This window comes from Leclercia sp., from assembly GCF_036780805.1.
GTDB lineage: Bacteria > Pseudomonadota > Gammaproteobacteria > Enterobacterales > Enterobacteriaceae > Enterobacter.
This window is the reverse complement of sequence record NZ_DAIQCE010000005.1, coordinates 109,404-132,860: the sequence shown is the minus strand read 5'-3', so window position 1 is coordinate 132,860 and position 23,457 is coordinate 109,404. Positions and strand designations below refer to the sequence as shown.

Below are 23,457 nucleotides of genomic sequence, written 5' to 3'. Positions count from 1 at the left end.
GATGGCAGGTTTAAAATTACAGGCAGTCACCAAAAGCTGGGATGGCAAAACCCAGGTCATTCAGCCGCTCACGCTCGACGTGGCGGACGGGGAATTCATCGTGATGGTCGGACCGTCCGGCTGCGGCAAATCCACCCTGCTGCGGATGGTCGCCGGGCTGGAGCGCGTGACGTCAGGGGATATCTGGATTGACCGCCAGCGCGTCACCGAGATGGAGCCGAAAGACCGCGGTATCGCAATGGTGTTCCAGAACTATGCCCTCTACCCGCACATGAGCGTGGAGGAGAACATGGCCTGGGGGCTGAAAATCCGCGGCATGGGCAAAAGCCATATCGACGAGCGGGTCAAAGAGGCGGCGCGCATTCTGGAGCTGGACGGCTTATTAAAACGCCGCCCGCGCGAACTTTCCGGCGGCCAGCGTCAGCGCGTGGCGATGGGCCGTGCCATCGTGCGCGATCCGGCGGTGTTCCTGTTCGACGAACCGCTCTCCAACCTCGATGCCAAACTGCGCGTGCAGATGCGCCTGGAGTTACAGCACCTGCACCGTCGGCTCAAAACCACCTCCCTGTACGTCACCCACGATCAGGTGGAAGCCATGACCCTCGCCCAGCGGGTGATGGTGATGAACAAAGGCATTGCCGAGCAGATTGGCACCCCGGTGGAAGTGTATGAAAAGCCCGCCAGCCGCTTTGTAGCGAGCTTTATCGGCAGCCCGGCGATGAACCTGCTGGAGGGACGCATCAGCGCCGCGGGCACCCATTTTGAGCTGGAGAGCGGCATGGCGCTGCCGATCAACTGGTTCTATCGCGGCTACGCCGGACGCAAAATGACGCTGGGTATCCGCCCGGAACATATTGCGCTAAGCTCCCAGTCGGAAGGCGGGGTGCCGCTGGTGATGGACACTCTCGAGATGCTGGGTGCCGATAACCTGGCGCACGGACGCTGGGGCGAGCAGAAGCTGGTGGTGCGCATGTCGCATCAGGAGCGCCCGAACGCGGGCAGCACGCTGTGGCTGCATCTGCCGGAAAATCATCTGCACCTATTTGATGGCGAAACAGGACAACGCGTATGAGTTACTGGCCTTATCCCCACATCGTCGCCCACCGTGGCGGCGGTAAACTGGCCCCAGAGAACACCCTGGCGGCGATTGACGTCGGTGCACGCTACGGCCACACCATGATCGAGTTCGACGCCAAGCTGTCGCAGGACGGGGAGATCTTCCTCCTGCATGACGACAACCTCGAGCGCACCAGCAACGGCTGGGGCGTGGCGGGCGACCTGCCGTGGCGCGATCTGCTGAAGGTGGATGCGGGGAGCTGGTTTGGCAAAGACTTTAAAGGCGAGCCGCTGCCGCTGCTGGCCGAGGTGGCAGACCGCTGCCGTCAACACGGGATGATGGCCAATATCGAAATCAAACCGACCACCGGCACCGGGCCGCTCACCGGCAAGGTGATTGCGCTGGCGGCGCGTGAGCTGTGGGAAGGGATGACCGCTCCGCTGCTGTCGTCCTTTGAGATTGACGCTCTGGAGGCGGCGCAGGCAGCGGTACCCGAGCTGCCGCGGGGTTTACTGCTGGATGAGTGGCGTGAAGACTGGCGCGAGCTGACCACCCGGCTGGGCTGCGTGTCGATCCACCTTAACCATCGCCTGCTGGATGAGGCACGGGTGAAGGCGATTAAGGCTGCTGGGCTGCATATCCTGGTCTATACCGTCAACCAGCCCCAGCGGGCAGCGGAGCTGCTGCGCTGGGGCGTGGATTGCATCTGTACCGATGCGATTGCGCTGATCGGTCCGGACTTTCAGCCCTAAGGGTTATTCAACATAGAGCCGTTTTGCTGCTGCGGGAGCATGTGTTGCTGCTGCACGCCGCCCGACGACTCTACGCCGCTCAGCATCCCGCCGCTGGTGTTAGGCAGAACCTGCACCCCCGGCTGGCTCTGCTGAACCCGCAGGGTATCGTTGTTCATCTGCGTTTGCAGATGCTGCTGCTGAACGCGGGTTTGCGTCTTCAGCTGCTGATTGAGCATCCCTGTCTGCTGCTGCTGTTGGATCATCATCTGATTTTGCATCCGCTGCTGGCTGGGGTTTTCATAGCCCGGCTGGTTGGGGTTGTTCAGGGTGTTGATGGGCTGCGCGAGCACGGCAAACGGCAGTAACGCCGCAACAAGAATCAGTCGTTTCATTGTTACTCCCTCCTTCTGAGGCCTTCTGTAAGTTTACCTCGGATCCCGCACTACGATGATTTTTTAAGAGTTATGAACCAGGCTTAAGCGGGAGCATGAGTCCCTGTACCTGGAGAATAACAATGATGAAACCAACGTTTTTACGCTGGGTAGCGATTGCTGCCCTGACGGCAGGCGGTACGTTTTGCGTGGCAGCGAATCCGCCTGCGGCACCCCCGGTCTCCTACGGCGTGGAAGAGGATGTGTTCCATCCCGTGCGGGCGCAGAAGGGGATGGTCTCTTCGGTGGATGCCCTTGCCACCCAGGTCGGGGTGGATATCCTCAAGCAGGGCGGTAATGCGGTGGATGCGGCGGTGGCGGTCGGCTATGCGCTGGCGGTGACGCACCCACAGGCGGGTAACCTCGGCGGCGGCGGTTTTATGATGCTGCGTACCAAAGATGGCACCACCACGGCGATCGACTTCCGGGAAATGGCACCCTCCCAGGCTACGCGCGACATGTTCCTTGATGACCAGGGCAACGCCGACAGCAAAAAATCCCTCACCTCCCATCTCGCGACCGGCACACCGGGTACGGTAGCGGGCTTCTCTCTGGCCCTGGATAAGTACGGCACCCTGCCGCTGAATAAAGTGGTGCAGCCTGCCATCAAACTGGCGCGCGACGGCTTTGAGGTCAACGACGCGCTGGCCGACGATCTGAAAACTTACGGCAGTGAAGTGATCCCCAACCATGAGAACAGCAAAGCGATCTTCTGGAAGGAGGGCGAGCCGCTGAAGAAGGGCGACAAGCTGGTGCAGACCAACCTCGCCAAAAGCCTGGAGATGATTGCCGAGAACGGCCCGGACGCCTTCTATAAAGGGGTCATCGCCGATCAGATTGCCGAAGAGATGAGTAAGAACGGCGGGCTGATTACCAAAGCCGATCTCGCAGAGTACAAAGCCGTGGAGCGCACGCCGATTAGCGGGGACTATCGCGGGTATCAGGTCTACTCCATGCCGCCACCGTCTTCCGGGGGGATCCACATCGTGCAGATCCTCAACATCCTTGAAAACTTCGATATGCATAAGTTTGGTTTCGGCAGTGCCGATACGATGCAGGTGATGGCCGAGGCGGAAAAATATGCCTACGCCGACCGCTCGGAGTATCTGGGCGACCCGGACTTCGTCAAGGTACCGTGGCAGGCGCTGACCAATAAAGCCTATGCCAAAACGCTGGCCGATCAGATCGATATCAACAAAGCCAAACCCTCAAGCGAGATCCGCCCGGGCAAACTGGCACCGTACGAGAGCAACCAGACCACCCACTTCTCGGTGGTAGATAAAGACGGTAACGCGGTGGCGGTGACCTACACGCTGAATACCGTGTTTGGCACCGGGATCGTGGCGGGCAACAGCGGCATTCTGCTTAACAACGAGATGGATGACTTCTCCGCCAAGCCGGGCGTGCCGAACGTCTACGGGCTGGTGGGTGGGGATGCTAACGCCGTCGGGCCGAAGAAGCGTCCGCTGTCGTCGATGTCACCGACCATTGTGGTGAAAGACGGCAAAACCTGGCTGGTGACCGGCAGCCCAGGCGGCAGCCGCATTATCACCACCGTGCTGCAGATGGTGGTCAACAGCATCGATTACGGGATGAACGTGGCAGAGGCCACCAACGCGCCGCGCTTCCATCACCAGTGGCTGCCGGACGAGCTGCGGGTGGAGAAGGGCTTTAGCCCGGATACGCTGAAGCTGCTGGAACAGCGCGGACAAAAAGTGGCGGTGAAAGAGGCGATGGGCAGCACCCAGAGCATTATGGTTGGGCCGGATGGCGCGCTGTATGGCGCATCGGATCCGCGTACGCCAGGGGATTTGACGGCAGGGTATTGAGTTTGCGCCGGGCGGCACTGCGTTTGCCCGGCCTACGATTTTTCCCTCTCCCTGTGGGAGAGGGTTAGGGTGAGGGCATCAGCCCGCACGGAATTACTTCATCCGCGCCATAAAATGCGCATCCACAAACTCGCCGTTACGCAGGGCGAACTTCTTCCCGGTGCCTTCCACCACAAAGCCATATTTGCGGTACAGGGCGATAGCCGAGGCGTTGTCGGCGAACACCGTCAGCTCGATGCGCTCAATGCGCAGCCAGTTGTCGCACAGGTTGATCATCTCCCGCATTAACGCGCTGCCTGCGCCGCGGCCTTGCACCTCGGCTGAAACACCGATCCCGAAGGTCGCTACATGGCTGCGGCGTGGATTTTCCATCACGTCCAGTACCAGATGCCCGATAACCTTTCCGTCCAGGCAGGCTACCAGCTGGCGTCTGCCCGGTTTTGCGGCCACGCGGTCCTTCCACATGTCCATCGAAGGATGAGGAAGCTGTAGAGTGTCGTGATAAACCCCTGGATGGGCATTCAGCAGGCGTAAAGCTTCGGCATCGGCGGCTTCAACGTGGCGTATCACTATCTCACTCATTCCTTCTTCCTCAGTCAGTTAGGTTCTCTTTCAACATCTCTGAGATTGAAATGTGAGTCAACAAGCATTTTTTGCAAAAAATCAGTAGACAAGTGCGAATGAGAATGATTATTATTGTACTGCATTCAGGAAGACCTCTACGGAAACCTGAAAGCACGACATTGCTCACATTGCTTCCAGTATTATTTTAGCCAGCGTCTCGCTGGCTTTTTTTTGCCTAAAGCTTTTGCAGCGACTCGAGATCGAGCGAGTCGGGCGTGCTCTCTTTCATCAGGCCCACGACGTTGGTCTTTTCTGCGACGGCCGGTAACACCTCTGCCTGGCCGGAAAACAGGCCGCCTTTTTTCACCGCCAGGGTGTGATAGCCAAGGGTACCCGTGACCTGCCCATTTTCGCAGATTTCAATGACATCGCTGCTGCACTGGCCCATCACCTTGCCGTCAACGATCAGCTCCCGGCAGGTGATATTCCCCTCCACCTGACCCCCACGCATAATCTTTATCAGGCTCTCTCTGGAGTCGATATTGCCGATAAGCGTACCGTGAACATAGACGTGACCACCGGAAACGATGTTGCCCTCAAAGCGCACATCGCTGGCGATAACGGTGGTGCCGTGTTTCTCCGTGACGGCGGGCTCTTTTTCGCTAACGGGCACCGGTGGAAGGAGGATTTCTGGCTTGCCGGTCTCGGTGGATTTACTCTTTTTAAACATGACTTTAACCTGATTAAGTAGAAGGAAGATACCAAAGCTCAGTAGGGACGATGCAGCGAACAGCCACGTCAGGAAGAGGGCATCTAAGCCCCAGGCGACCAGCGCGAGCAGCCAGAAGAGAAGGGCGCTATTTAACGCGAAATATTTTCTTTCCATAGAAAATGAGCGCGACTCCTTTCGCGAGCATGGGGTTTTGGCCGTCCCCTTATCCTGGTAATTCCGGCAAGGATCAAGGCCATGGCCGCCATTTTAGGATTCTCTATAGAAATATATTTCGCTGCCAGCTTGCGCTATGGTTGAAGGCAGAGACATTAGCCAGGAAAATCATTATGACACTACACTGCGCATTTATTGGATTTGGCAAAAGCACCACCCGCTATCACCTCCCGTACGTTCTCACCCGTAAAGCCAGCTGGCACGTGGCGCACATCTTCCGCCGTCACCCGAAACCGGAAGAGCAGTCCCCCCAGTACTCGCATATTCATTTCACCAGCGATCTCGATGAGGTCCTGAACGACCCTGAGGTTAAGCTGGTGATCGTCTGCACGCACGCCGACAGCCACTTTGAATACGCCAAACGCGCTCTGGAAGCCGGTAAAAACGTGCTGGTGGAAAAACCCTTCACCCCGACGATAGCCGAAGCAAAAGAGCTGTTCGAACTCGCCCGCAGCAAAGGGCTGACCGTAAGCCCGTATCAGAACCGTCGCTTTGACACCTGCTTCCTCACTGCCAAACAGGCGATTGAGAGCGGCAAGCTGGGCGAGATCGTCGAGTTCGAAAGCCACTTCGACTACTACCGTCCGGTGGCGGAGACCAAACCCGGCCTGCCGCAGGATGGCTCCTTCTATGGCCTTGGCGTCCACACCATGGATCAGGTTATCTCCCTGTTCGGCCGCCCGGACCATGTGGCCTATGACATCCGCAGCCTGCGCAATAAAGCCAACCCGGACGATACTTTCGAAGCCCAGCTGTTCTATGGCGACCTGAAGGCGATCGTCAAAACCAGCCATCTGGTGAAAACCGACTACCCGAAATTCATCGTCCATGGCACCAAAGGCTCGTTTATCAAGTACGGCATCGACCAGCAGGAGACCAGCCTGAAGGCCAACATCATGCCGGGCGAGCCGGGGTTTGCAGCGGATGATTCCGTGGGCGTGCTGGAGTACGTCAACGACGCGGGCGTGACGGTGAAAGAGGAGATCAGACCGGGCACCGGCGACTACGGTCAGGTCTACGATGCGCTGTATGATACGCTGACCAAAGGGACGCCTAATTACGTCAAGGAAATTGAAGTGATGACCAATCTGGAAATCCTTGAACGGGCCTTTGAGCAGGCCTCGCCTGCTACAGTAACCCTTGCCAGATAAGCCTGAAGGACTCCTCTGTGTTTGTTCAGATATTTTGAACAGAGGAGTCAATTTTCACCCTCTATGATCCCAGGTCGATTGCGTCCACACTTACTCCATCGAAACGAACTGAGGGTAAAAACAATGATCTTCTTACGCAAAGCAAACGACCGCGGTCACGCAAATCATGGTTGGCTGGACTCATGGCACAGCTTCTCGTTTGCCGATTATTATGACCCAAACTTTATGGGCTTCTCGGCACTGCGCGTCATTAACGACGACGTCATTGATGCCGGCCAGGGCTTTGGTACCCACCCGCACAAAGATATGGAAATCCTGACCTACGTTCTGGACGGCGCCGTTGAGCACCAGGACAGCATGGGTAACAAAGAGCAGGTTCCGGCGGGTGAGTTCCAGATTATGAGTGCGGGTACCGGGGTGCGTCACTCCGAATACAACCCAAGCAAAACTGACCGCCTGCGTCTGTACCAGATCTGGATCATTCCGGAAGCAAAAGGCATCACCCCGCGCTACGAGCAGCGTCGCTTTGACGCCGAGCAGGGGAAACAGCTGGTACTTTCACCGGATGCCCGTGACGGCTCGCTGAAAGTACATCAGGATATGGAGCTGTACCGCTGGGCGCTGGCGAAAGACGAGCAGTCTGTACACCCAATCGCCGCGAACCGCAAAGTGTGGATCCAGGTGGTGAAAGGCGAAGTGACCATCAACGGCACCAAAGCCACCACCAGCGATGGTCTGGCTATCTGGGATGAGCAGGCGATCTCCGTGCATGCCGACAGCGCCGCTGAAATTCTGCTGTTCGACCTGCCGCCGGTCTAAATAAATAACCAGCCTTCCCCTTTCTCAGGGGAAGGTTGGTCTTTGTCCGTGATAAACTGAGGGAATCTATTACTACCGGTTTCTCTCAGGACGATGAAAAAGAAAAGACCCGTACTTCAGGATGTCGCCGATCGCGTCGGTGTGACCAAAATGACGGTCAGCCGTTTCTTACGTAACCCGGAACAGGTTTCCGTGGCGTTACGTGGCAAGATTGCCGCGGCTCTCGATGAACTGGGTTATATCCCCAACCGCGCCCCCGATATTCTCTCCAATGCGACCAGCCGCGCGGTAGGCGTCCTGCTTCCCTCCTTAACCAACCAGGTCTTCGCGGAAGTGCTCCGCGGCATTGAAAGCGTCACCGACGCCTTTGGTTATCAGACCATGCTCGCCCACTACGGCTACAAACCGGAACTGGAAGAGGAACGTCTGGAGTCGATGCTTTCCTGGAACATTGATGGCCTGATCCTGACCGAACGCACGCACACTGCGCGCACGCTAAAGATGATCGAAGTGGCAGGTATTCCGGTAGTGGAGCTGATGGACAGCCAGTCGCCGTGTCTCGATATCGCCGTCGGGTTCGATAACTTTGAAGCCGCCCGCCAGATGACGGCGGCGATCATCGCTCGCGGTCATCGTCATGTCGCCTATCTTGGCGCACGTCTGGATGAACGTACTATCATCAAACAGAAGGGATACGAGCAGGCGATGCTCGACGCCAACTTAACGCCCTACAGCGTGATGGTCGAGCAGTCCTCCTCCTACACCTCCGGCATTGAGCTGATGCGCCAGGCCCGTCGCGAGTATCCGCAGCTTGATGGCATCTTCTGTACCAACGATGACCTCGCGGTCGGCGCCGCCTTTGAATGCCAGCGTCTGGGGCTTTCTATCCCGGGTGATATGGCCATTGCCGGTTTCCACGGTCACGACATCGGCCAGGTCATGGAACCGCGTCTGGCGAGCGTCCTGACCCCGCGTGAGCGCATGGGCCGTATCGGTGCGGAACGCCTGCTGGCGCGCATTCGTGGCGAAACGGTGACGCCTAAAATGTTAGATTTAGGTTTCACGCTGTCACCAGGTGGATCTATTTAGCGTGACAAGTTTGAACTAGCTCACACTTATTCACTTCGCGCACGTTTGGATATTGCTTCTCATCAGCCCCGGCAGGACAATGTTACCGATAACTGTTACCCGTAACAATCGACTGAGGGACATACTTTGAGCACCACAAATCCAGATCACCACGTTTATGTCCTGATGGGCGTTTCCGGTAGCGGTAAATCCGCCGTTGCCAGCGAAGTGGCGCATCAAATTCATGCCGCGTTTCTTGATGGTGATTTTCTCCATCCACGCAGCAACATCACCAAGATGGCCTCTGGCGAGCCGCTGAACGACGACGATCGTAAGCCGTGGCTGCAGGCGCTGAACGATGCGGCGTTTGCTATGCAGCGCACCAATAAAGTGTCGCTGATCGTCTGCTCCGCGCTGAAAAAGACCTACCGCGACCAGCTGCGCGAAGGTAACGCCAATCTCTCCTTTATCTACCTGAAGGGCGATTTCGACGTGATTGAAACCCGTCTGAAAGCGCGCAAAGGGCACTTCTTCAAAACCCAGATGCTGGTAACGCAGTTCGAAACCCTGCAGGAGCCGGGTGCGGATGAAAGCGATGTGCTGGTCGTGGATATCGATCAGCCGCTGGACGGTGTTGTTGCGAGTACCATCGAGGTTATTAATAAAAGGCAGTAAGTTTTGACTACATTAACGCTTGTTTTGACAGCAGTGGGTTCCGTTTTACTGCTGCTGTTTTTGGTGATGAAGGCCCGTATGCACGCCTTCGTTGCTTTGATGGTGGTTTCTATTGGTGCAGGTCTCTTTTCCGGAATGCCGCTCGATAAGATCGCAGCGACAATGGAAAAAGGGATGGGCGGCACGCTAGGCTTCCTCGCCATTGTGGTCGCGCTTGGCGCGATGTTTGGCAAAATCCTGCATGAAACTGGCGCGGTCGATCAGATCGCCGTCAAAATGCTGAAATCCTTCGGCCACAGCCGGGCGCACTATGCCATCGGTCTGGCCGGTCTGATCTGCGCGCTGCCGCTGTTCTTTGAGGTGGCGGTCGTGCTGCTGATTAGCGTGGCCTTCTCCATGGCGCGCCATACCGGTACTAACCTGGTGAAGCTGGTTATTCCTCTGTTTGCCGGTGTGGCAGCAGCGGCGGCATTTCTGCTGCCGGGGCCTGCGCCGATGCTGCTGGCCTCGCAGATGCACGCTGACTTCGGCTGGATGATCCTGATTGGCCTCTGCGCCGCGATCCCGGGCATGCTGATTGCCGGTCCGCTGTGGGGCAACTTCATCAGCCGTTACGTTGAGCTGCACATTCCTGACGACATCTCCGAGCCGCATCTGGGCGAGAGCAAAATGCCGTCGTTCGGCTTTAGCCTCGCGCTGATCCTGCTGCCGCTGGTGCTGGTAGGTCTGAAAACCATCGCCGCACGCTTTGTGCCGGTGGGATCGAGTGCGTACGAGTGGTTTGAGTTTATCGGCCATCCGTTCACCGCGATCCTGGTGGCCTGTCTGGTGGCCATTTATGGCCTGGCGATGCGTCAGGGCATGGCGAAAGACCGGGTGATGGAGATCTGCGGTGCGGCGCTGCAACCGGCAGGGATTATTCTGCTGGTGATCGGTGCGGGCGGGGTGTTCAAGCAGGTGCTGGTGGATTCCGGCGTGGGCCCGGCTCTGGGTGAAGCGCTGACCGGGATGGGCCTGCCGATTGCGGTGACCTGCTTCGTGCTGGCTGCGGCGGTGCGTATCATTCAGGGCTCTGCGACCGTGGCCTGCTTAACCGCCGTCGGGCTGGTGATGCCGGTGATTGAGCAGCTGAACTACTCCGGTGCGCAGATGGCCGCGCTGTCTATCTGTATCGCGGGTGGGTCGATTGTGGTGTCGCATGTTAACGATGCGGGCTTCTGGCTGTTCGGTAAATTTACCGGGGCGACTGAAGCGCAAACCCTTAAAACCTGGACGCTGATGGAAACCATCCTCGGCACCACCGGGGCGATTGTCGGGATGATTGCGTTTTCGCTGCTGAGCTAACTGCAGTGCCCGGCGGCGCGATGCTTGCCGGGCCTACAAAACCTCGAACCGTAGGCCGGGTAAGCGCAAGCGCCACCCGGCTTTTTTACATCAGCACGATACCTTCATCTGTACGCAGCCAGCGCGGCGCTTTCAGCGTATCGCTATACAATCCCACCAGATCTTGCAGCAAATCGCCTGCTACTCTCTCGTCATTTTCTGACAGCGAATGATTCAACAGCAATTGTGTTACCAGTTGGCAATAGCGCCCAAGCTGATCCACTTCCGGTTCGAAAACGGGCACGTTCAGTGGCAGATCATCCACCGTCAGGCTCTCTTTCAAATGGTCAGGCACCGGCTCCAGAAGCGCTGGCTGAAGAAGGGTGAGGCAGGCAGAAAGCCGCCCGCACAGCGCCATCTTCTGAGCCGGATCGTCGCATTCAACCAGTACGTCAACAAATCGCGCGCAGTTGTCTGCCAGCTCGGTGAAATCGGTGGTGTGATCGAAGGGCGTGGTAAATAAAGAATGAGAAAAGCTAAGGGTAGTAGTCATAAGACAGCCTCCAAAGAGTCGTTTTTTTCCACCACTGGAGAGGCTAATCTCGCTGGTGGCGGAACCGAGCAGGGTTAGCCTTACCGGCCTCTTTGGATACCGGCGCGTCTTGCGACGCCCCCGCTCGGCCCACCGTTGGAGTGTAGCTAAGCGCGCGACACAAAAATACTTGTGTCACCAAAGAGGTAGTACAGGAGGCTAATCCTGACGCCTGATTTTGCAGGCGTGGCGAGAAGATACCGCTTTGCAGATTGTGTATCAAGCGAGGCTCTGGAAGGCTGCTCGCATAACCAGAAATTAACTCTTATTCCGAAGCGACGTAGAAGTTTAGGTAAGCGAAATAGTTGCAGCGGCTCCCTGGTCCGGCTGAAAATCGCCGAAGCGTTTCCGGAAGGCCGGGGCGAGGCGCATGGACGCGCCGAGAGGGCATAGCCTGCAAGGATGCAGGCTGGTGCCCGACCCGAAAGCCTGAAGGAATAAGCTGAGGGTATCGCGTAGCGACGATTTTCTTGCCGGTAGCCCGGGTAGCCAGGGTGGTGGCGATTGAGCCACCCTGGCACGTTCACCGGTACGGGCGTCTCAGAGAAGCGAGGAACGTAAGGTGAACGGAACCACCTCCTGAGCCGCATGTTCCCCTCACCCCAACCCTCTCCCGCAGGGAGAGGGAGCAAACATTAAAATCGGCAGCTTTACCTACCCCTTCATCCACGCCCGAATCCCATCCAGGAACATCTGCGTCGCCATCATCACCAGAATCAATCCCATCAGCCGCTCCAGCGCATTGACCCCTTTCTCGCCCAGCAGGCGTAAAAACAGCGACGACTGCAGCAGGATAATAAAGGTCCCGCCCCAGGCAATCAGCAGAGCAATCACCAGATGGCTCATCTGATTCGGGTACTGATGCGACAGCAGCATCAGCGTCGCCAGAATCGTCGGCCCGGCGACCAGCGGGATCGCCAGCGGCACAATAAACGGCTCTTCACCCGCGGGCAGGCCGCTGCTGCTGCCTTCGCTGCTCGGGAAAATCATTTTGATGGCAATCAGGAACAGAATAATCCCGCCGGAAATGGAGACCGTTTCAGCGCGTAAATTCAGGAATGCGAGGATTTTTTCGCCAGCAAACAGGAAGATAAACATCACCAGCAGGGCGATGAGCAGCTCGCGGATCATGATTGCCCGACGGCGCTTTGGCTCGGTGTGTTTCAACACCGACATGAAAATAGGCAGGTTTCCGAGTGGATCCATAATTAGGATCAATAAAACAGCTGCGGAAATGATTTCACTCATCGTAGGTTATCCCTGATACTTGTATGGTTAATCCGATGATTAGCGCTATTTCTGATAGCCGGGCAATCATCGATTAATTTCGCTTGCGACTTTGGCAGCATTTTGTAATGTGAAGCATATCCCAGTTCAATACTGGCTTGCATAAACAGCACACACCCTCTGCAGGAAAAAAATGCTATGAAAAACGTTGGTTTTATCGGCTGGCGCGGTATGGTCGGCTCTGTACTCATGCAACGCATGGTTGAAGAGCGCGATTTCGACGCTATCCGCCCGGTCTTCTTCTCCACTTCCCAGCTCGGCCAGGCTGCTCCGTCCTTTGGGGGTACCACAGGCACGTTGCAGGATGCTTACGATCTGGAAGCGTTGAAGGCGCTGGACATTATTGTCACCTGCCAGGGCGGCGATTATACCAACGAAATTTATCCAAAGCTTCGTGAAAGCGGCTGGCAGGGCTACTGGATTGACGCGGCCTCTTCGCTGCGCATGAAAGACGACGCCATCATTATTCTTGACCCGGTTAACCAGGACGTCATCACCGACGGCCTGAACAACGGCGTCAAAACCTTCGTCGGCGGTAACTGTACGGTTAGCCTGATGCTGATGTCGCTGGGCGGTCTGTTTGCCCAGGATCTGGTGGAGTGGGTCTCTGTAGCGACTTACCAGGCGGCATCCGGCGGCGGCGCGCGCCATATGCGCGAGCTGCTGACCCAGATGGGCCAGCTGCACCACAGCGTGGCGCAGGAGCTGGCAAACCCGGCGTCGGCGATTCTGGATATCGAGCGTAAAGTCACTCAGCTGACCCGCAGCGGCGAGCTGCCGGTAGATAACTTCGGCGTACCGCTGGCCGGTGGCCTGATCCCGTGGATCGACAAACAGCTGGACAATGGCCAGACTCGCGAAGAGTGGAAGGGCCAGGCCGAGACAAACAAAATCCTGCGTACCGCTTCCGCGATCCCGGTTGACGGTCTGTGCGTGCGTATCGGCGCGCTGCGCTGCCACAGTCAGGCATTCACCATTAAATTGAAAAAAGATGTATCCATACAAACTGTGGAGGAATTGCTCGCGTCGCACAATCAGTGGGCAAAAGTCATCCCTAACGATCGCGATATCACCATGCGCGAGCTGACCCCGGCTGCGGTCACTGGCACATTATCTACCCCTGTAGGACGCCTGCGTAAACTAAATATGGGCCCGGAATACCTTTCCGCCTTTACCGTTGGCGATCAGCTTCTGTGGGGTGCCGCAGAGCCGCTGCGCAGGATGCTACGCCAGCTGGCGTAATAAATACTTAATACTTTGGGGTGATTTATCACCCCTTTTTTTGCGTACTAAAGGACGAAAACGCAAATGATTCATTATTTTTCGGGAGTCATATAAAGCGTTGGCTATGCTTTATGCGGGATGTCACATATTCCGCCTGGAGGTTGGATGGAACAGAGAGGATGCACAAGGTGCTGTTCCGTCCAGGTCACATTAAGGTCGTACCCGGTGGGCGAAAGGGGCGGCAACTAAAAAAACAGGATGAATACCATGTCCGTTCGTATTGATAGAGACGTGATTAATGCGCTTATTGCGGGTCACTTTGCGGATCCATTTTCTGTACTTGGCATGCACCGCACTGACGCTGGACTGGAAGTCCGGGCACTGCTTCCTGACGCGACGGAAGTGTGGGTCATCGAACCAAAAACCGGGCGCAAGGTCGGTAAACTCGAATGTATCGATTCACGCGGCTTCTTCGCTGGCGTGATGGCCCGCCGTAAAAATGTCTTCCGTTACCAACTCGCCGTCATCTGGCATGGTCAGCAGAACCTGATCGACGATCCCTATCGCTTCGGTCCGCTGCTGCAGGAGATGGATGCCTGGCTGCTGTCTGAAGGGACGCACCTGCGTCCGTATGAGACGCTCGGCGCCCACGCCGACACCATGGATGGCGTGACCGGCACCCGCTTTACCGTCTGGGCACCGAACGCCCGGCGCGTGTCGGTGGTGGGGCAGTTCAACTACTGGGATGGCCGACGTCACCCGATGCGCCTGCGTCGCGAGACCGGCATCTGGGAGCTGTTTATCCCCGGGGCGCAAAACGGGCAGCTGTACAAATACGAGCTGATCGATGCCCACGGCAAGCTGCGTATCAAAGCCGACCCCTATGCCTTCGAAGCGCAAATGCGCCCGGAAACCGCGTCGCTCATTTGCGGCCTGCCGGAGAAAGTTGCCCAGAGCGAAGAGCGGATTCGCGCCAACCAGTTCGATATGCCGATCTCCATTTATGAAGTCCATCTTGGCTCCTGGCGTCGTCATACCGACAACAACTTCTGGCTCAGCTACCGGGAGCTGGCCGACCAGCTGATCCCGTATGTGAAATGGATGGGCTTTACCCATCTGGAGCTGCTGCCGATTAACGAACACCCGTTTGACGGCAGCTGGGGCTATCAGCCGACCGGCATGTATGCGCCGACCCGCCGCTTCGGCACCCGGGACGACTTCCGCTACTTTATCAACGCCGCACACGCTGCCGGGCTGAACGTGATCCTCGACTGGGTGCCGGGCCACTTCCCGTCCGATGATTTTGGCCTGGCCGAATTCGACGGGACCAACCTGTATGAGCACAGCGATCCGCGTGAAGGCTACCATCAGGACTGGAACACCCTGATCTACAACTATGGCCGTCGGGAAGTGACCAACTACCTGGTGGGTAACGCCCTCTACTGGATCGAGCGTTTCGGCATTGATGCCCTGCGCGTGGATGCCGTCGCCTCGATGATCTACCGCGACTACAGCCGCAAAGAGGGGGAGTGGATCCCGAACGAATTCGGTGGCCGGGAAAACCTGGAAGCCATTGAGTTCCTGCGTAACACCAACCGTATTCTCGGCGAGCAGACGCCGGGCGCGGTGACGATGGCGGAAGAGTCCACGGACTTCCCGGGCGTCTCCCGTCCGCCATCCATGGGCGGCCTCGGCTTCTGGTACAAGTGGAATCTCGGCTGGATGCACGACACCCTGGATTACATGAAGCTGGACCCGATTCATCGCCAGTATCACCACAACAAGCTGACCTTCGGCATGCTCTACAACAGCACCGAAAACTTTGTTCTGCCGCTCTCCCACGATGAAGTGGTCCACGGCAAAAAATCGATTCTCGACCGCATGCCGGGCGACGCCTGGCAGAAGTTTGCCAACCTGCGCGCCTACTACGGCTGGATGTTTGCCTTCCCGGGCAAAAAGTTGATGTTTATGGGCAACGAGTTCGCCCAGGGCCGGGAGTGGAACCACGATACCAGCCTCGACTGGAACCTGCTGGAAGGGGGCGACAACTGGCACCACGGCGTGCAGCGCCTGGTGCGCGACCTCAACCATACCTACCGCCATCACAAGGCCCTGCACGAGCTGGACTTTGACGATTACGGCTTTGAGTGGCTGGTGGTGGATGACAACGAGCGCTCGGTGCTGATCTTTGTCCGCCGTGACAAAGTAGGCAACGAAATCATTGTCGCCAGTAACTTCACCCCGGTGACGCGCCATCACTACCGTTTCGGCATCAATCAGCCGGGCAAATGGCGTGAGGTGCTCAACACCGACTCCATGCATTACCACGGCAGCAATGCGGGCAATGGCGGGCTGGTGCAGAGCGATGAGCAGGAGAGTCATGGTCGACCACAATCCCTGAGCCTTACTCTGCCGCCGCTGTCCACGATCTGGCTGGTGCGGGAGGGGGAATGACGCAACTCGCTGCAGGTAACCCGGCACCGCTTGGCGCACGCTACGATGGCAAAGGGGTGAACTTCACCCTCTTTTCCGCCAATGCGGATCGGGTTGAACTCTGCGTGTTTGACGATAAGGGCATTGAACACCGCTACGATCTGGTGGGCCGCAGTGGCGATATCTGGCATGGCTACCTCGAGCATGGCCGGCCCGGCACCCATTATGGCTTCCGGGTGCATGGTCCCTGGGATCCGGCCAAAGGGCTGTTCTTTAACCCGGCCAAGCTGCTGCTCGACCCCTGTGCGTATCAGGTTGAAGGCACGCTGAATGACGATGTCCTGCTGCACAGCGGCAAAGTGACTGCCGATCACCGGGACAGTGCCGCGGTGGCACCCCGCAGCGTAGTGGTCAGCGACGATCGTTACGACTGGGAAGAGGACGCCGCTCCCAATACGCCCTGGGGCAAGACGGTCATCTATGAAGCCCACGTGAAAGGGCTGACGTATCTGCACCCTGGCATTCCGGAAGAGATCCGCGGCACCTACCGGGCGCTCGGTCACCCGGTGATGATTGCCTATTTTAAGCATCTCGGGATCACCGCCCTGGAGTTATTACCGGTTGCCCATTTTGCCTCCGAGCCGCGTTTGCAGCGCCTTGGCCTGAGCAACTACTGGGGCTACAACCCGATGGCGATGTTTGCCCTCGACCCGCGCTATGCCTCGCATCCTGAGCGAGCCCGGGATGAGTTTCGTGATGCGGTGAAGGCGCTACACGAAGCGGGTATTGAGGTCATTCTGGATATCGTGCTGAACCACAGCGCCGAGCTGGATCTGGAAGGCCCGACGTTCTCCCTGCGCGGAATTGATAACCCTAGCTATTATTGGTTAAGAGAGGATGGCGATTACCACAACTGGACCGGCTGCGGTAACACCCTCAATCTCAGCCATCCGGCGGTGGTGCAGTACGCCTATGAATGCCTGAAGTACTGGGTGGAAACCTTCCACATAGACGGCTTTCGTTTTGACCTGGCGTCAGTGATAGGACGCACGCCGGAATACAGCCCGCAGGCACCGCTGTTTGAGGCAATTAAGAACTGCCCGCTGCTTTCGGGCGTGAAGCTGATTGCGGAGCCGTGGGATATCGGCCCTGGCGGCTACCAGGTGGGGAATTTCCCGGCGCCGTTTGCCGAGTGGAACGACCACTATCGTGATGCCGCGCGCCGCTTCTGGCTGGCGCGCGATCTGTCACTCGGCCAGTTTGCCGGGCGTTTTGCAGCTTCCAGCGATCTGTTCAGACGCAACGGGCGACTGCCCTCCGCGTCGATCAACCTGGTCACCGCGCACGATGGGTTCACCCTCCGTGACTGCGTTTGTTTCAATCAGAAACACAATGAAGCCAATGGCGAAGAAAATCGTGACGGCACCTTCAATAACCACAGTTTTAACCATGGTATCGAAGGATTAAGTGGCAATCTGAATGTGATTGAGCGGCGCCGCGCCAGCGTGCACGCGCTGCTCACCACGCTGCTTTTGTCGCAAGGAACGCCGATGTTGCTGGCAGGCGATGAGCATGGCCACAGCCAGCACGGTAACAACAATGCGTATTGCCAGGATAACCCGTTAACCTGGCTGGACTGGCAACAGGCCAACAGTGGATTAGCCGACTTTACCGCTGCGCTGATCCATCTGCGTCAGCAGATCCCGGCGCTCACCCTGAATCAGTGGTGGGAAGAGGGCGACGGCAATGTTCGCTGGCTAAACAGAAAGGCGCAACCGTTGGAAGCGCGTGAGTGGCAAAGCGGCGTGCCGTGCCTGCAAATCCTGCTTTCGGATAGCTGGCTTATCACGCTTAACGCCACAGATGAGGTCGCAGAAATTGTTTTACCCGAAGGGGAGTGGCGGGCCATCCCTCCCTTTGCCGGAGAGGATAATCCGGTCGTTATGACTGCCTGGCATGGGCCTGCGCACGGTGTATGTGTATTCCAGAGATGATAATAAAAGGAGTTGATCATGGTTAGGTTAGATAAGAACGACCCTCTCATGTTGGCGCGTCAGCTGCCATTGAAGTCTGTTGCCCTGATTCTTGCTGGCGGCCGCGGTACCCGATTAAAAGATTTAACGATTAAGCGCGCCAAGCCCGCCGTCCACTTCGGTGGGAAATTCCGTATTATCGATTTTGCGTTGTCAAACTGCCTGAATTCAGGCATTCGCCGTATTGGCGTGATCACGCAGTATCAGTCACACACGCTGGTGCAGCATATTCAGCGCGGCTGGTCGTTCTTCAGTGAGGAGATGAACGAGTTTGTCGACCTGTTACCTGCCCAACAGCGTGTGCACGGTGAAAACTGGTATCGCGGGACCGCCGATGCGGTGACGCAAAACCTCGACATTATTCGTCGCTATGACGCCGAGTACGTAGTGATCCTCGCCGGGGACCACATCTACAAGCAGGACTACTCGCGCATGCTGATCGACCACGTCGAAAAAGGGGCGCGCTGCACCGTGGCCTGTATGCCGGTGCCCGTTGCCGAGGCGACGGCCTTTGGCGTGATGGCGGTGGATGAAAACGACAAAGTGATCGAGTTCGTTGAAAAACCGGCGAACCCGCCATCTATGCCGGGAGATGACACCAAATCCCTTGCCAGTATGGGTATCTATGTCTTTGATGCTGATTATCTTTATCAGCTGCTGGAAGAAGACGACAAGGATGAGAAATCCAGCCACGACTTCGGTAAAGATATCATCCCGAAAATCACCAAATCTGGCATGGCCTATGCACACCCGTTCCCTCTGTCCTGCGTGCAGTCCGATCCTGATTCAGAACCGTACTGGCGCGATGTCGGCACCCTGGAGGCGTACTGGAAGGCTAACCTCGATCTGGCATCGGTGACCCCGGAACTGGATATGTACGACCACAACTGGCCGATCCGTACCCACATGGAATCCCTGCCGCCGGCAAAATTTGTGCAGGACCGCTCGGGCAGCCACGGCATGACGCTGAACTCGCTGGTCTCCGGCGGGTGCATTATCTCGGGCTCTGTGGTGGTGCAGTCGGTACTGTTCCCGCGCGTGCGGGTGAACTCCTTCTGCAACATTGATTCGTCAGTATTGTTACCCGACGTCTGGGTTGGCCGCTCGTGCCGCCTGCGTCGTTGCGTTATCGACCGTGCCTGCGTCATTCCGGAAGGCATGGTAATTGGAGAAAACGCGGAAGAGGACGCGCGCCGTTTCTACCGCTCAGAAGAAGGCATCGTGCTGGTTACGCGTGAAATGCTGCGTAAGCTGCAGATCAAACAGGAGCGATGATGCAGGTTTTACACGTTTGTTCTGAGATGTTCCCGTTGCTGAAAACCGGCGGGTTGGCGGATGTGATTGGGGCGCTACCGGCGGCGCAAATTGCCGGTGGAGTCGATACTCGCGTGCTGTTACCCGCTTTTCCCGATATCCGTCGCGGCATCCCTGACGCCCAGATTGTCAGCCGCCGCGATACCTTTGCCGGGCGCATCACATTACTGTTTGGTCATTACAACGGCGTGGGCATCTATCTGATTGATGCCCCGCACCTGTATGACCGCCCAGGGAGCCCGTACCACGACACCAACCTCTTTGCCTATACCGATAACGTGCTGCGTTTCGCGCTGCTCGGCTGGGTCGGGGCGGAAATGGCCTCCGGGCTGGATCCGTTCTGGCGCCCGGACGTAGTGCATGCCCACGACTGGCACGCCGGGCTGGCACCGGCCTATCTGGCGGCGCGTGGCCATCCGGCGAAATCGGTCTTCACCGTGCATAACCTGGCCTATCAGGGGCTGTATTTAGCCAAACATATGGATGAAATCGATCTGCCATGGTCGTTCTTTAATATCCATGGGCTGGAGTTTAACGGGCAGATTTCGTTCCTCAAGGCCGGGCTGTACTACGCCGATCACATTACCGCCGTGAGTCCGACCTACGCGCGGGAGATCACCGAGCCGCAGTTTGGCTACGGCATGGAGGGGCTGCTCGCGCAACGCCAGCGCGAAGGACGTCTGTCGGGCATCCTCAACGGCGTGGACGAAAAAATCTGGAGCCCGGAGTCGGATCTGCTGCTGACCGCGCGCTACAACCGCGATTCGGTGGAAGATAAGGCCGAGAATAAACGTCAGCTGCAGGTTGCCATGGGGCTGAAGGTCAACGACAAGGTGCCGCTGTTTGCGGTGGTGAGCCGTCTGACCAGCCAGAAAGGGCTCGATCTGGTGCTTGAGGCGCTGCCGGGCCTGCTGGAGCAGGGCGGACAGCTGGCGCTGCTGGGCGCGGGCGATCCGGTATTGCAGGAGGGCTTCCTCGCAGCGGCCGCCGAGCATCCGGGACAGGTTGGCGTCCAGATTGGCTATCACGAAGCGTTTTCACACCGCATCATGGCGGGTGCCGACGTTATCCTGGTGCCGAGTCGTTTTGAGCCCTGCGGCTTAACCCAGCTGTATGGCCTGAAGTACGGCACGCTGCCGCTGGTGCGGCGTACCGGCGGGCTGGCAGATACCGTATCCGATACCTCGCTGGAGAACCTGGCAGACGGCATCGCCAGCGGATTTGTGTTTGAGGACAGCAATGCCTGGTCGCTATTACGCGCGATTCGGCGTGCCTTCGTGTTGTGGTCTCGTCCTTCTTTGTGGCGTTTTGTTCAGCGCCAGGCGATGGCCATGGATTTTAGCTGGCAAGTTGCGGCGCAGTCCTACCGCGATCTTTATCAACGCTTGATGTAACAATGCTGGAATCAGAGATATGAATGCACCTTTTTCCTATGCGTCTCCCACGGTAAGCATTGAGGCGTTAAAGCACTCCATCGCTTACAAGCTGATGTTCACCATCGGCAAAGATCCGGTGATTGCCAACAAACACGAATGGCTCAACGCCACCCTGTTTGCCGTGCGCGATCGGCTGGTTGAACGCTGGCTGCGCTCTAATCGCGCCCAGCTCTCACAGGAGACCCGTCAGGTTTACTATCTGTCGATGGAGTTTTTGATTGGCCGCACCCTCTCCAATGCGCTGTTGTCGCTGGGTATCTATGACGACGTTAAGACCGCCCTCGAAGAGATGGGGCTGGATTTAGAAGAGCTGATCGACGAAGAGAATGACCCCGGCTTAGGCAACGGCGGTCTCGGCCGTCTGGCGGCCTGCTTCCTCGATTCGCTGGCGACCCTCGCCCTGCCGGGACGCGGCTACGGTATTCGCTACGATTACGGCATGTTCAAACAGAACATCGTCGATGGCCGGCAAAAAGAGTCTCCGGACTACTGGCTGGAGTACGGCAACCCGTGGGAGTTCAAGCGCCACAACACCCGCTATAAAGTTCGCTTTGGTGGGCGTATCCAGCAGGAAGGCAAAAAGAGCCGCTGGGTCGAAACCGAAGAGATCCTGGCCGTGGCCTACGACCAGATCATCCCGGGCTACGACACCGATGCCACCAACACGCTGCGCCTGTGGAACGCCCAGGCCAGTAGCGAGATTAACCTCGGTAAATTCAATCAGGGCGACTACTTCGCGGCGGTGGAAGACAAAAACCACTCCGAGAACGTCTCCCGTGTGCTGTACCCGGATGACTCCACCTATTCCGGACGCGAGCTGCGTCTGCGTCAGGAGTACTTCCTGGTCTCCGCGACCATTCAGGACATCCTGAGCCGCCACTATCAGCTGCATAAAACCTATGCCAACCTGGCGGAAAAAACCGCCATCCACCTCAATGACACCCACCCGGTGCTGTCGATCCCGGAGCTGATGCGCCTGCTGATCGACGAACATAAGTTCAGCTGGGACGAGGCGTTTGAGGTGACCTGTCAGGTCTTCTCCTACACCAACCACACCCTGATGAGTGAAGCGCTGGAGACCTGGCCGGTGGATATGCTCGGCAAAATCCTGCCGCGCCATCTGCAGATCATCTTTGAGATCAACGATTTCTTCCTGAAAACGTTGCAGGAGCAGTACCCGCACGACACCGGCCTGCTGAGCCGCACCTCGATCATTGATGAATCCAATGGTCGCCGGGTGCGTATGGCGTGGCTGGCGGTGGTGATCAGCCACAAGGTTAACGGCGTGTCGGAGCTGCACTCCAACCTGATGGTGCAGTCGCTGTTTGCCGATTTCGCGAAGATATTCCCGATGCGTTTCTGCAACGTCACCAACGGGGTGACGCCGCGTCGCTGGCTGGCGCTGGCCAACCAGCCGCTCTCCGACGTGCTCGACGAGAACATCGGTCGCAACTGGCGTACCGATTTAAGCCAGCTGAGCGAGCTGGAGCAGCACGCCGATTTCCCGACGGTGAACAAAGCGGTGCGTGATGCCAAGCTGCTGAACAAAAAGCGGCTGGCGGTGTGGATGGCGCTGCATCTCAACGTGGTGGCCAACCCGAAAGCGCTGTTCGACGTGCAGATCAAACGTATCCATGAGTACAAGCGTCAGCTGATGAACGTGCTGCACGTGATCACCCGCTATAACCGCATCAAGGCCGAGCCGGATGCCGACTGGGTGCCGCGTGTAAACATCTTCGCCGGTAAAGCGGCGTCGGCCTACTACATGGCGAAGCACATCATTCACCTGATCAACGACGTGGCGAAGGTGATCAATAACGATCCGCAGATTGGCGACAAGCTGAAGATCGTCTTTATCCCGAACTACAGCGTGAGTCTGGCCCAGCTGATTATCCCCGCTGCCGATCTCTCGGAGCAGATCTCTACCGCGGGCACCGAGGCCTCCGGCACCAGTAACATGAAGTTTGCCCTCAACGGCGCGCTGACCATCGGTACGCTGGACGGTGCCAATGTCGAGATGCTGGAGCACGTGGGTGAAGAGAATATCTTCATCTTCGGCAACACCACGGAAGAGGTTGAGGCGCTGCGTGCCAAGGGCTACTCACCGCGGGATTATTACGAGAAGGATGAAGAGCTGCGTCAGGTGCTGACCCAGATTGGCACCGGGGTCTTCAACCCGGACGAGCCTGGCCGCTATCGCGACCTGGTGGATTCGCTGATTAACTTCGGTGACCACTACCAGGTGCTGGCGGACTACCGCAGCTATGTGGACTGCCAGGACAGGGTCGACGAGCTCTACCGCAAGCCGGAAGAGTGGACCACCAAAGCGATGCACAACATCGCCAACATGGGCTACTTCTCGTCCGATCGCACCATCCAGGAGTATGCCGAGACCATCTGGCATATCGATCCGGTGAAGCTGTAAAAGCAGTCTGTTCGCTCCCTCTCCCTGTGGGAGAGGGCCGGGGTGAGGGCATCAGGCCGCACCATTAAAAAAGCCGGGTGGCGGCTTCGCCTTACCCGGCCTACTTTTCGGCATGC

General features: G+C 57.6%; 19 protein-coding genes. 14 read left to right on the top strand and 5 right to left on the bottom strand.

The annotated features are described in order from the left end of the window. Position 1: 1 nt before the first annotated feature. Together V7Q49_RS14830 and ugpQ are read left to right on the top strand one after the other, a co-directional pair. Complete coding sequence (locus tag V7Q49_RS14830; protein WP_333853100.1) at positions 2 to 1,072, top strand: sn-glycerol-3-phosphate import ATP-binding protein UgpC; 1,071 nt, start codon at positions 2 to 4, stop codon at positions 1,070 to 1,072. After that, complete coding sequence (gene ugpQ / locus V7Q49_RS14825; protein ID WP_333853098.1) at positions 1,069 to 1,809, top strand: glycerophosphodiester phosphodiesterase; 741 nt, start codon at positions 1,069 to 1,071, stop codon at positions 1,807 to 1,809. The genes V7Q49_RS14830 and ugpQ overlap by 4 nt, the downstream gene beginning before the upstream one ends. Here the strand turns inward: ugpQ and V7Q49_RS14820 are convergent. Then, positions 1,806 to 2,183, bottom strand: coding sequence for a DUF2756 family protein (locus V7Q49_RS14820; protein WP_333853096.1), 378 nt, complete (start codon positions 2,181 to 2,183; stop codon positions 1,806 to 1,808). The genes ugpQ and V7Q49_RS14820 overlap by 4 nt on opposite strands. 122 nt (positions 2,184 to 2,305) lie before the next feature. Between V7Q49_RS14820 and ggt the strand changes: the two genes are divergently transcribed. Beyond that, positions 2,306 to 4,051 carry a gamma-glutamyltransferase gene (gene ggt / locus V7Q49_RS14815; protein WP_333853094.1) on the top strand — a complete coding sequence of 582 codons (1,746 nt, stop codon included), beginning with the start codon at positions 2,306 to 2,308 and terminating at the stop codon, positions 4,049 to 4,051. Positions 4,052 to 4,144: 93 nt separating this feature from the next. Here the strand turns inward: ggt and yhhY are convergent, their stop codons facing one another. Both yhhY and V7Q49_RS14805 read right to left on the bottom strand, forming a co-directional pair. After that, entirely contained in the window at positions 4,145 to 4,633 is a 489-nt protein-coding gene (yhhY, locus tag V7Q49_RS14810) for an N-acetyltransferase (protein ID WP_333853092.1), read from the bottom strand. A gap of 217 nt (positions 4,634 to 4,850) precedes the next feature. After that, positions 4,851 to 5,501: a bactofilin family protein gene (locus V7Q49_RS14805; protein WP_333853090.1), complete on the bottom strand. Its 651-nt coding sequence runs from the start codon at positions 5,499 to 5,501 to the stop codon at positions 4,851 to 4,853. A 173-nt stretch (positions 5,502 to 5,674) separates the two neighbouring features. On the opposite strand from V7Q49_RS14805, the gene V7Q49_RS14800 reads away from it, so the two are divergent. The 5 genes from V7Q49_RS14800 to gntU all read left to right on the top strand — a co-directional run bounded on the left by V7Q49_RS14800 (position 5,675) and on the right by gntU (position 10,618). Continuing rightward, a complete protein-coding gene (locus V7Q49_RS14800) occupies positions 5,675 to 6,712 on the top strand; it encodes an oxidoreductase (RefSeq protein WP_333853088.1) in 1,038 nt (345 codons plus the stop codon). Positions 6,713 to 6,835: 123 nt separating this feature from the next. Then, positions 6,836 to 7,531 carry a pirin family protein gene (locus tag V7Q49_RS14795; protein ID WP_333853086.1) on the top strand — a complete coding sequence of 232 codons (696 nt, stop codon included), beginning with the start codon at positions 6,836 to 6,838 and terminating at the stop codon, positions 7,529 to 7,531. A gap of 93 nt (positions 7,532 to 7,624) precedes the next feature. Continuing rightward, a complete protein-coding gene (gene gntR, locus V7Q49_RS14790) occupies positions 7,625 to 8,620 on the top strand; it encodes a gluconate operon transcriptional repressor GntR (protein ID WP_333853085.1) in 996 nt (331 codons plus the stop codon). Between the two features lie 126 nt (positions 8,621 to 8,746). Continuing rightward, positions 8,747 to 9,274: a gluconokinase gene (gntK, locus tag V7Q49_RS14785; RefSeq protein WP_039032525.1), complete on the top strand. Its 528-nt coding sequence runs from the start codon at positions 8,747 to 8,749 to the stop codon at positions 9,272 to 9,274. 3 nt (positions 9,275 to 9,277) lie between these two features. Further along, the gene (gene gntU / locus V7Q49_RS14780; RefSeq protein WP_333853083.1) at positions 9,278 to 10,618 is read left to right on the top strand and encodes a gluconate transporter; all 1,341 of its coding nucleotides are present in this window, start codon (positions 9,278 to 9,280) and stop codon (positions 10,616 to 10,618) included. A gap of 85 nt (positions 10,619 to 10,703) precedes the next feature. Here the strand turns inward: gntU and V7Q49_RS14775 are convergent, their stop codons facing one another. Both V7Q49_RS14775 and V7Q49_RS14770 read right to left on the bottom strand, forming a co-directional pair. Then, on the bottom strand, positions 10,704 to 11,150 hold the full coding sequence (locus tag V7Q49_RS14775; protein WP_333853081.1) for a hypothetical protein: 447 nt from the start codon (positions 11,148 to 11,150) through the stop codon (positions 10,704 to 10,706). 693 nt (positions 11,151 to 11,843) lie between these two features. After that, positions 11,844 to 12,437, bottom strand: a complete 594-nt coding sequence (locus tag V7Q49_RS14770; protein ID WP_032614883.1) for a YhgN family NAAT transporter — start codon at positions 12,435 to 12,437, stop codon at positions 11,844 to 11,846. A gap of 177 nt (positions 12,438 to 12,614) precedes the next feature. On the opposite strand from V7Q49_RS14770, the gene asd reads away from it, so the two are divergent. The 6 genes from asd to glgP all read left to right on the top strand — a co-directional run bounded on the left by asd (position 12,615) and on the right by glgP (position 23,341). Beyond that, the gene (gene asd / locus V7Q49_RS14765) at positions 12,615 to 13,718 is read left to right on the top strand and encodes an aspartate-semialdehyde dehydrogenase (protein WP_333853077.1); all 1,104 of its coding nucleotides are present in this window, start codon (positions 12,615 to 12,617) and stop codon (positions 13,716 to 13,718) included. Between the two features lie 249 nt (positions 13,719 to 13,967). Next, positions 13,968 to 16,154, top strand: a complete 2,187-nt coding sequence (glgB, locus tag V7Q49_RS14760) for a 1,4-alpha-glucan branching enzyme (protein WP_333853075.1) — start codon at positions 13,968 to 13,970, stop codon at positions 16,152 to 16,154. Further along, positions 16,151 to 18,127 (top strand): glycogen debranching protein GlgX, encoded by a 1,977-nt coding sequence (gene glgX, locus V7Q49_RS14755; RefSeq protein ID WP_333853073.1) that lies wholly within the window; start codon positions 16,151 to 16,153, stop codon positions 18,125 to 18,127. Before glgB ends, glgX begins: the two co-directional genes overlap by 4 nt. A gap of 18 nt (positions 18,128 to 18,145) precedes the next feature. Continuing rightward, complete coding sequence (glgC, locus tag V7Q49_RS14750; protein WP_333853071.1) at positions 18,146 to 19,441, top strand: glucose-1-phosphate adenylyltransferase; 1,296 nt, start codon at positions 18,146 to 18,148, stop codon at positions 19,439 to 19,441. Continuing rightward, positions 19,441 to 20,874, top strand: a complete 1,434-nt coding sequence (gene glgA, locus V7Q49_RS14745; protein WP_333853069.1) for a glycogen synthase GlgA — start codon at positions 19,441 to 19,443, stop codon at positions 20,872 to 20,874. The genes glgC and glgA overlap by 1 nt, the downstream gene beginning before the upstream one ends. A gap of 19 nt (positions 20,875 to 20,893) precedes the next feature. After that, a complete protein-coding gene (gene glgP / locus V7Q49_RS14740) occupies positions 20,894 to 23,341 on the top strand; it encodes a glycogen phosphorylase (protein WP_333853067.1) in 2,448 nt (815 codons plus the stop codon). The last annotated feature ends 116 nt before the right edge of the window (positions 23,342 to 23,457 follow it).

Excerpts from the sequence above, each read along its gene's own strand:
- V7Q49_RS14770 (WP_032614883.1), bottom strand. The coding sequence starts at position 12,437 with ATGAGTGAAATCATTTCCGCAGCTGTTTTATTGATCCTAATTATGGAT.
- glgC (WP_333853071.1), top strand. The coding sequence starts at position 18,146 with ATGGTTAGGTTAGATAAGAACGACCCTCTCATGTTGGCGCGTCAGCTG.
- V7Q49_RS14800 (WP_333853088.1), top strand. The coding sequence starts at position 5,675 with ATGACACTACACTGCGCATTTATTGGATTTGGCAAAAGCACCACCCGC.
- yhhY (WP_333853092.1), bottom strand. The coding sequence starts at position 4,633 with ATGAGTGAGATAGTGATACGCCACGTTGAAGCCGCCGATGCCGAAGCT.
- glgA (WP_333853069.1), top strand. The coding sequence starts at position 19,441 with ATGCAGGTTTTACACGTTTGTTCTGAGATGTTCCCGTTGCTGAAAACC.
- V7Q49_RS14805 (WP_333853090.1), bottom strand. The coding sequence starts at position 5,501 with ATGGAAAGAAAATATTTCGCGTTAAATAGCGCCCTTCTCTTCTGGCTG.
- glgB (WP_333853075.1), top strand. The coding sequence starts at position 13,968 with ATGTCCGTTCGTATTGATAGAGACGTGATTAATGCGCTTATTGCGGGT.
- ggt (WP_333853094.1), top strand. The coding sequence starts at position 2,306 with ATGATGAAACCAACGTTTTTACGCTGGGTAGCGATTGCTGCCCTGACG.
- gntR (WP_333853085.1), top strand. The coding sequence starts at position 7,625 with ATGAAAAAGAAAAGACCCGTACTTCAGGATGTCGCCGATCGCGTCGGT.
- asd (WP_333853077.1), top strand. The coding sequence starts at position 12,615 with ATGAAAAACGTTGGTTTTATCGGCTGGCGCGGTATGGTCGGCTCTGTA.
- ugpQ (WP_333853098.1), top strand. The coding sequence starts at position 1,069 with ATGAGTTACTGGCCTTATCCCCACATCGTCGCCCACCGTGGCGGCGGT.
- glgX (WP_333853073.1), top strand. The coding sequence starts at position 16,151 with ATGACGCAACTCGCTGCAGGTAACCCGGCACCGCTTGGCGCACGCTAC.
- V7Q49_RS14795 (WP_333853086.1), top strand. The coding sequence starts at position 6,836 with ATGATCTTCTTACGCAAAGCAAACGACCGCGGTCACGCAAATCATGGT.
- glgP (WP_333853067.1), top strand. The coding sequence starts at position 20,894 with ATGAATGCACCTTTTTCCTATGCGTCTCCCACGGTAAGCATTGAGGCG.
- V7Q49_RS14820 (WP_333853096.1), bottom strand. The coding sequence starts at position 2,183 with ATGAAACGACTGATTCTTGTTGCGGCGTTACTGCCGTTTGCCGTGCTC.
- V7Q49_RS14775 (WP_333853081.1), bottom strand. The coding sequence starts at position 11,150 with ATGACTACTACCCTTAGCTTTTCTCATTCTTTATTTACCACGCCCTTC.
- V7Q49_RS14830 (WP_333853100.1), top strand. The coding sequence starts at position 2 with ATGGCAGGTTTAAAATTACAGGCAGTCACCAAAAGCTGGGATGGCAAA.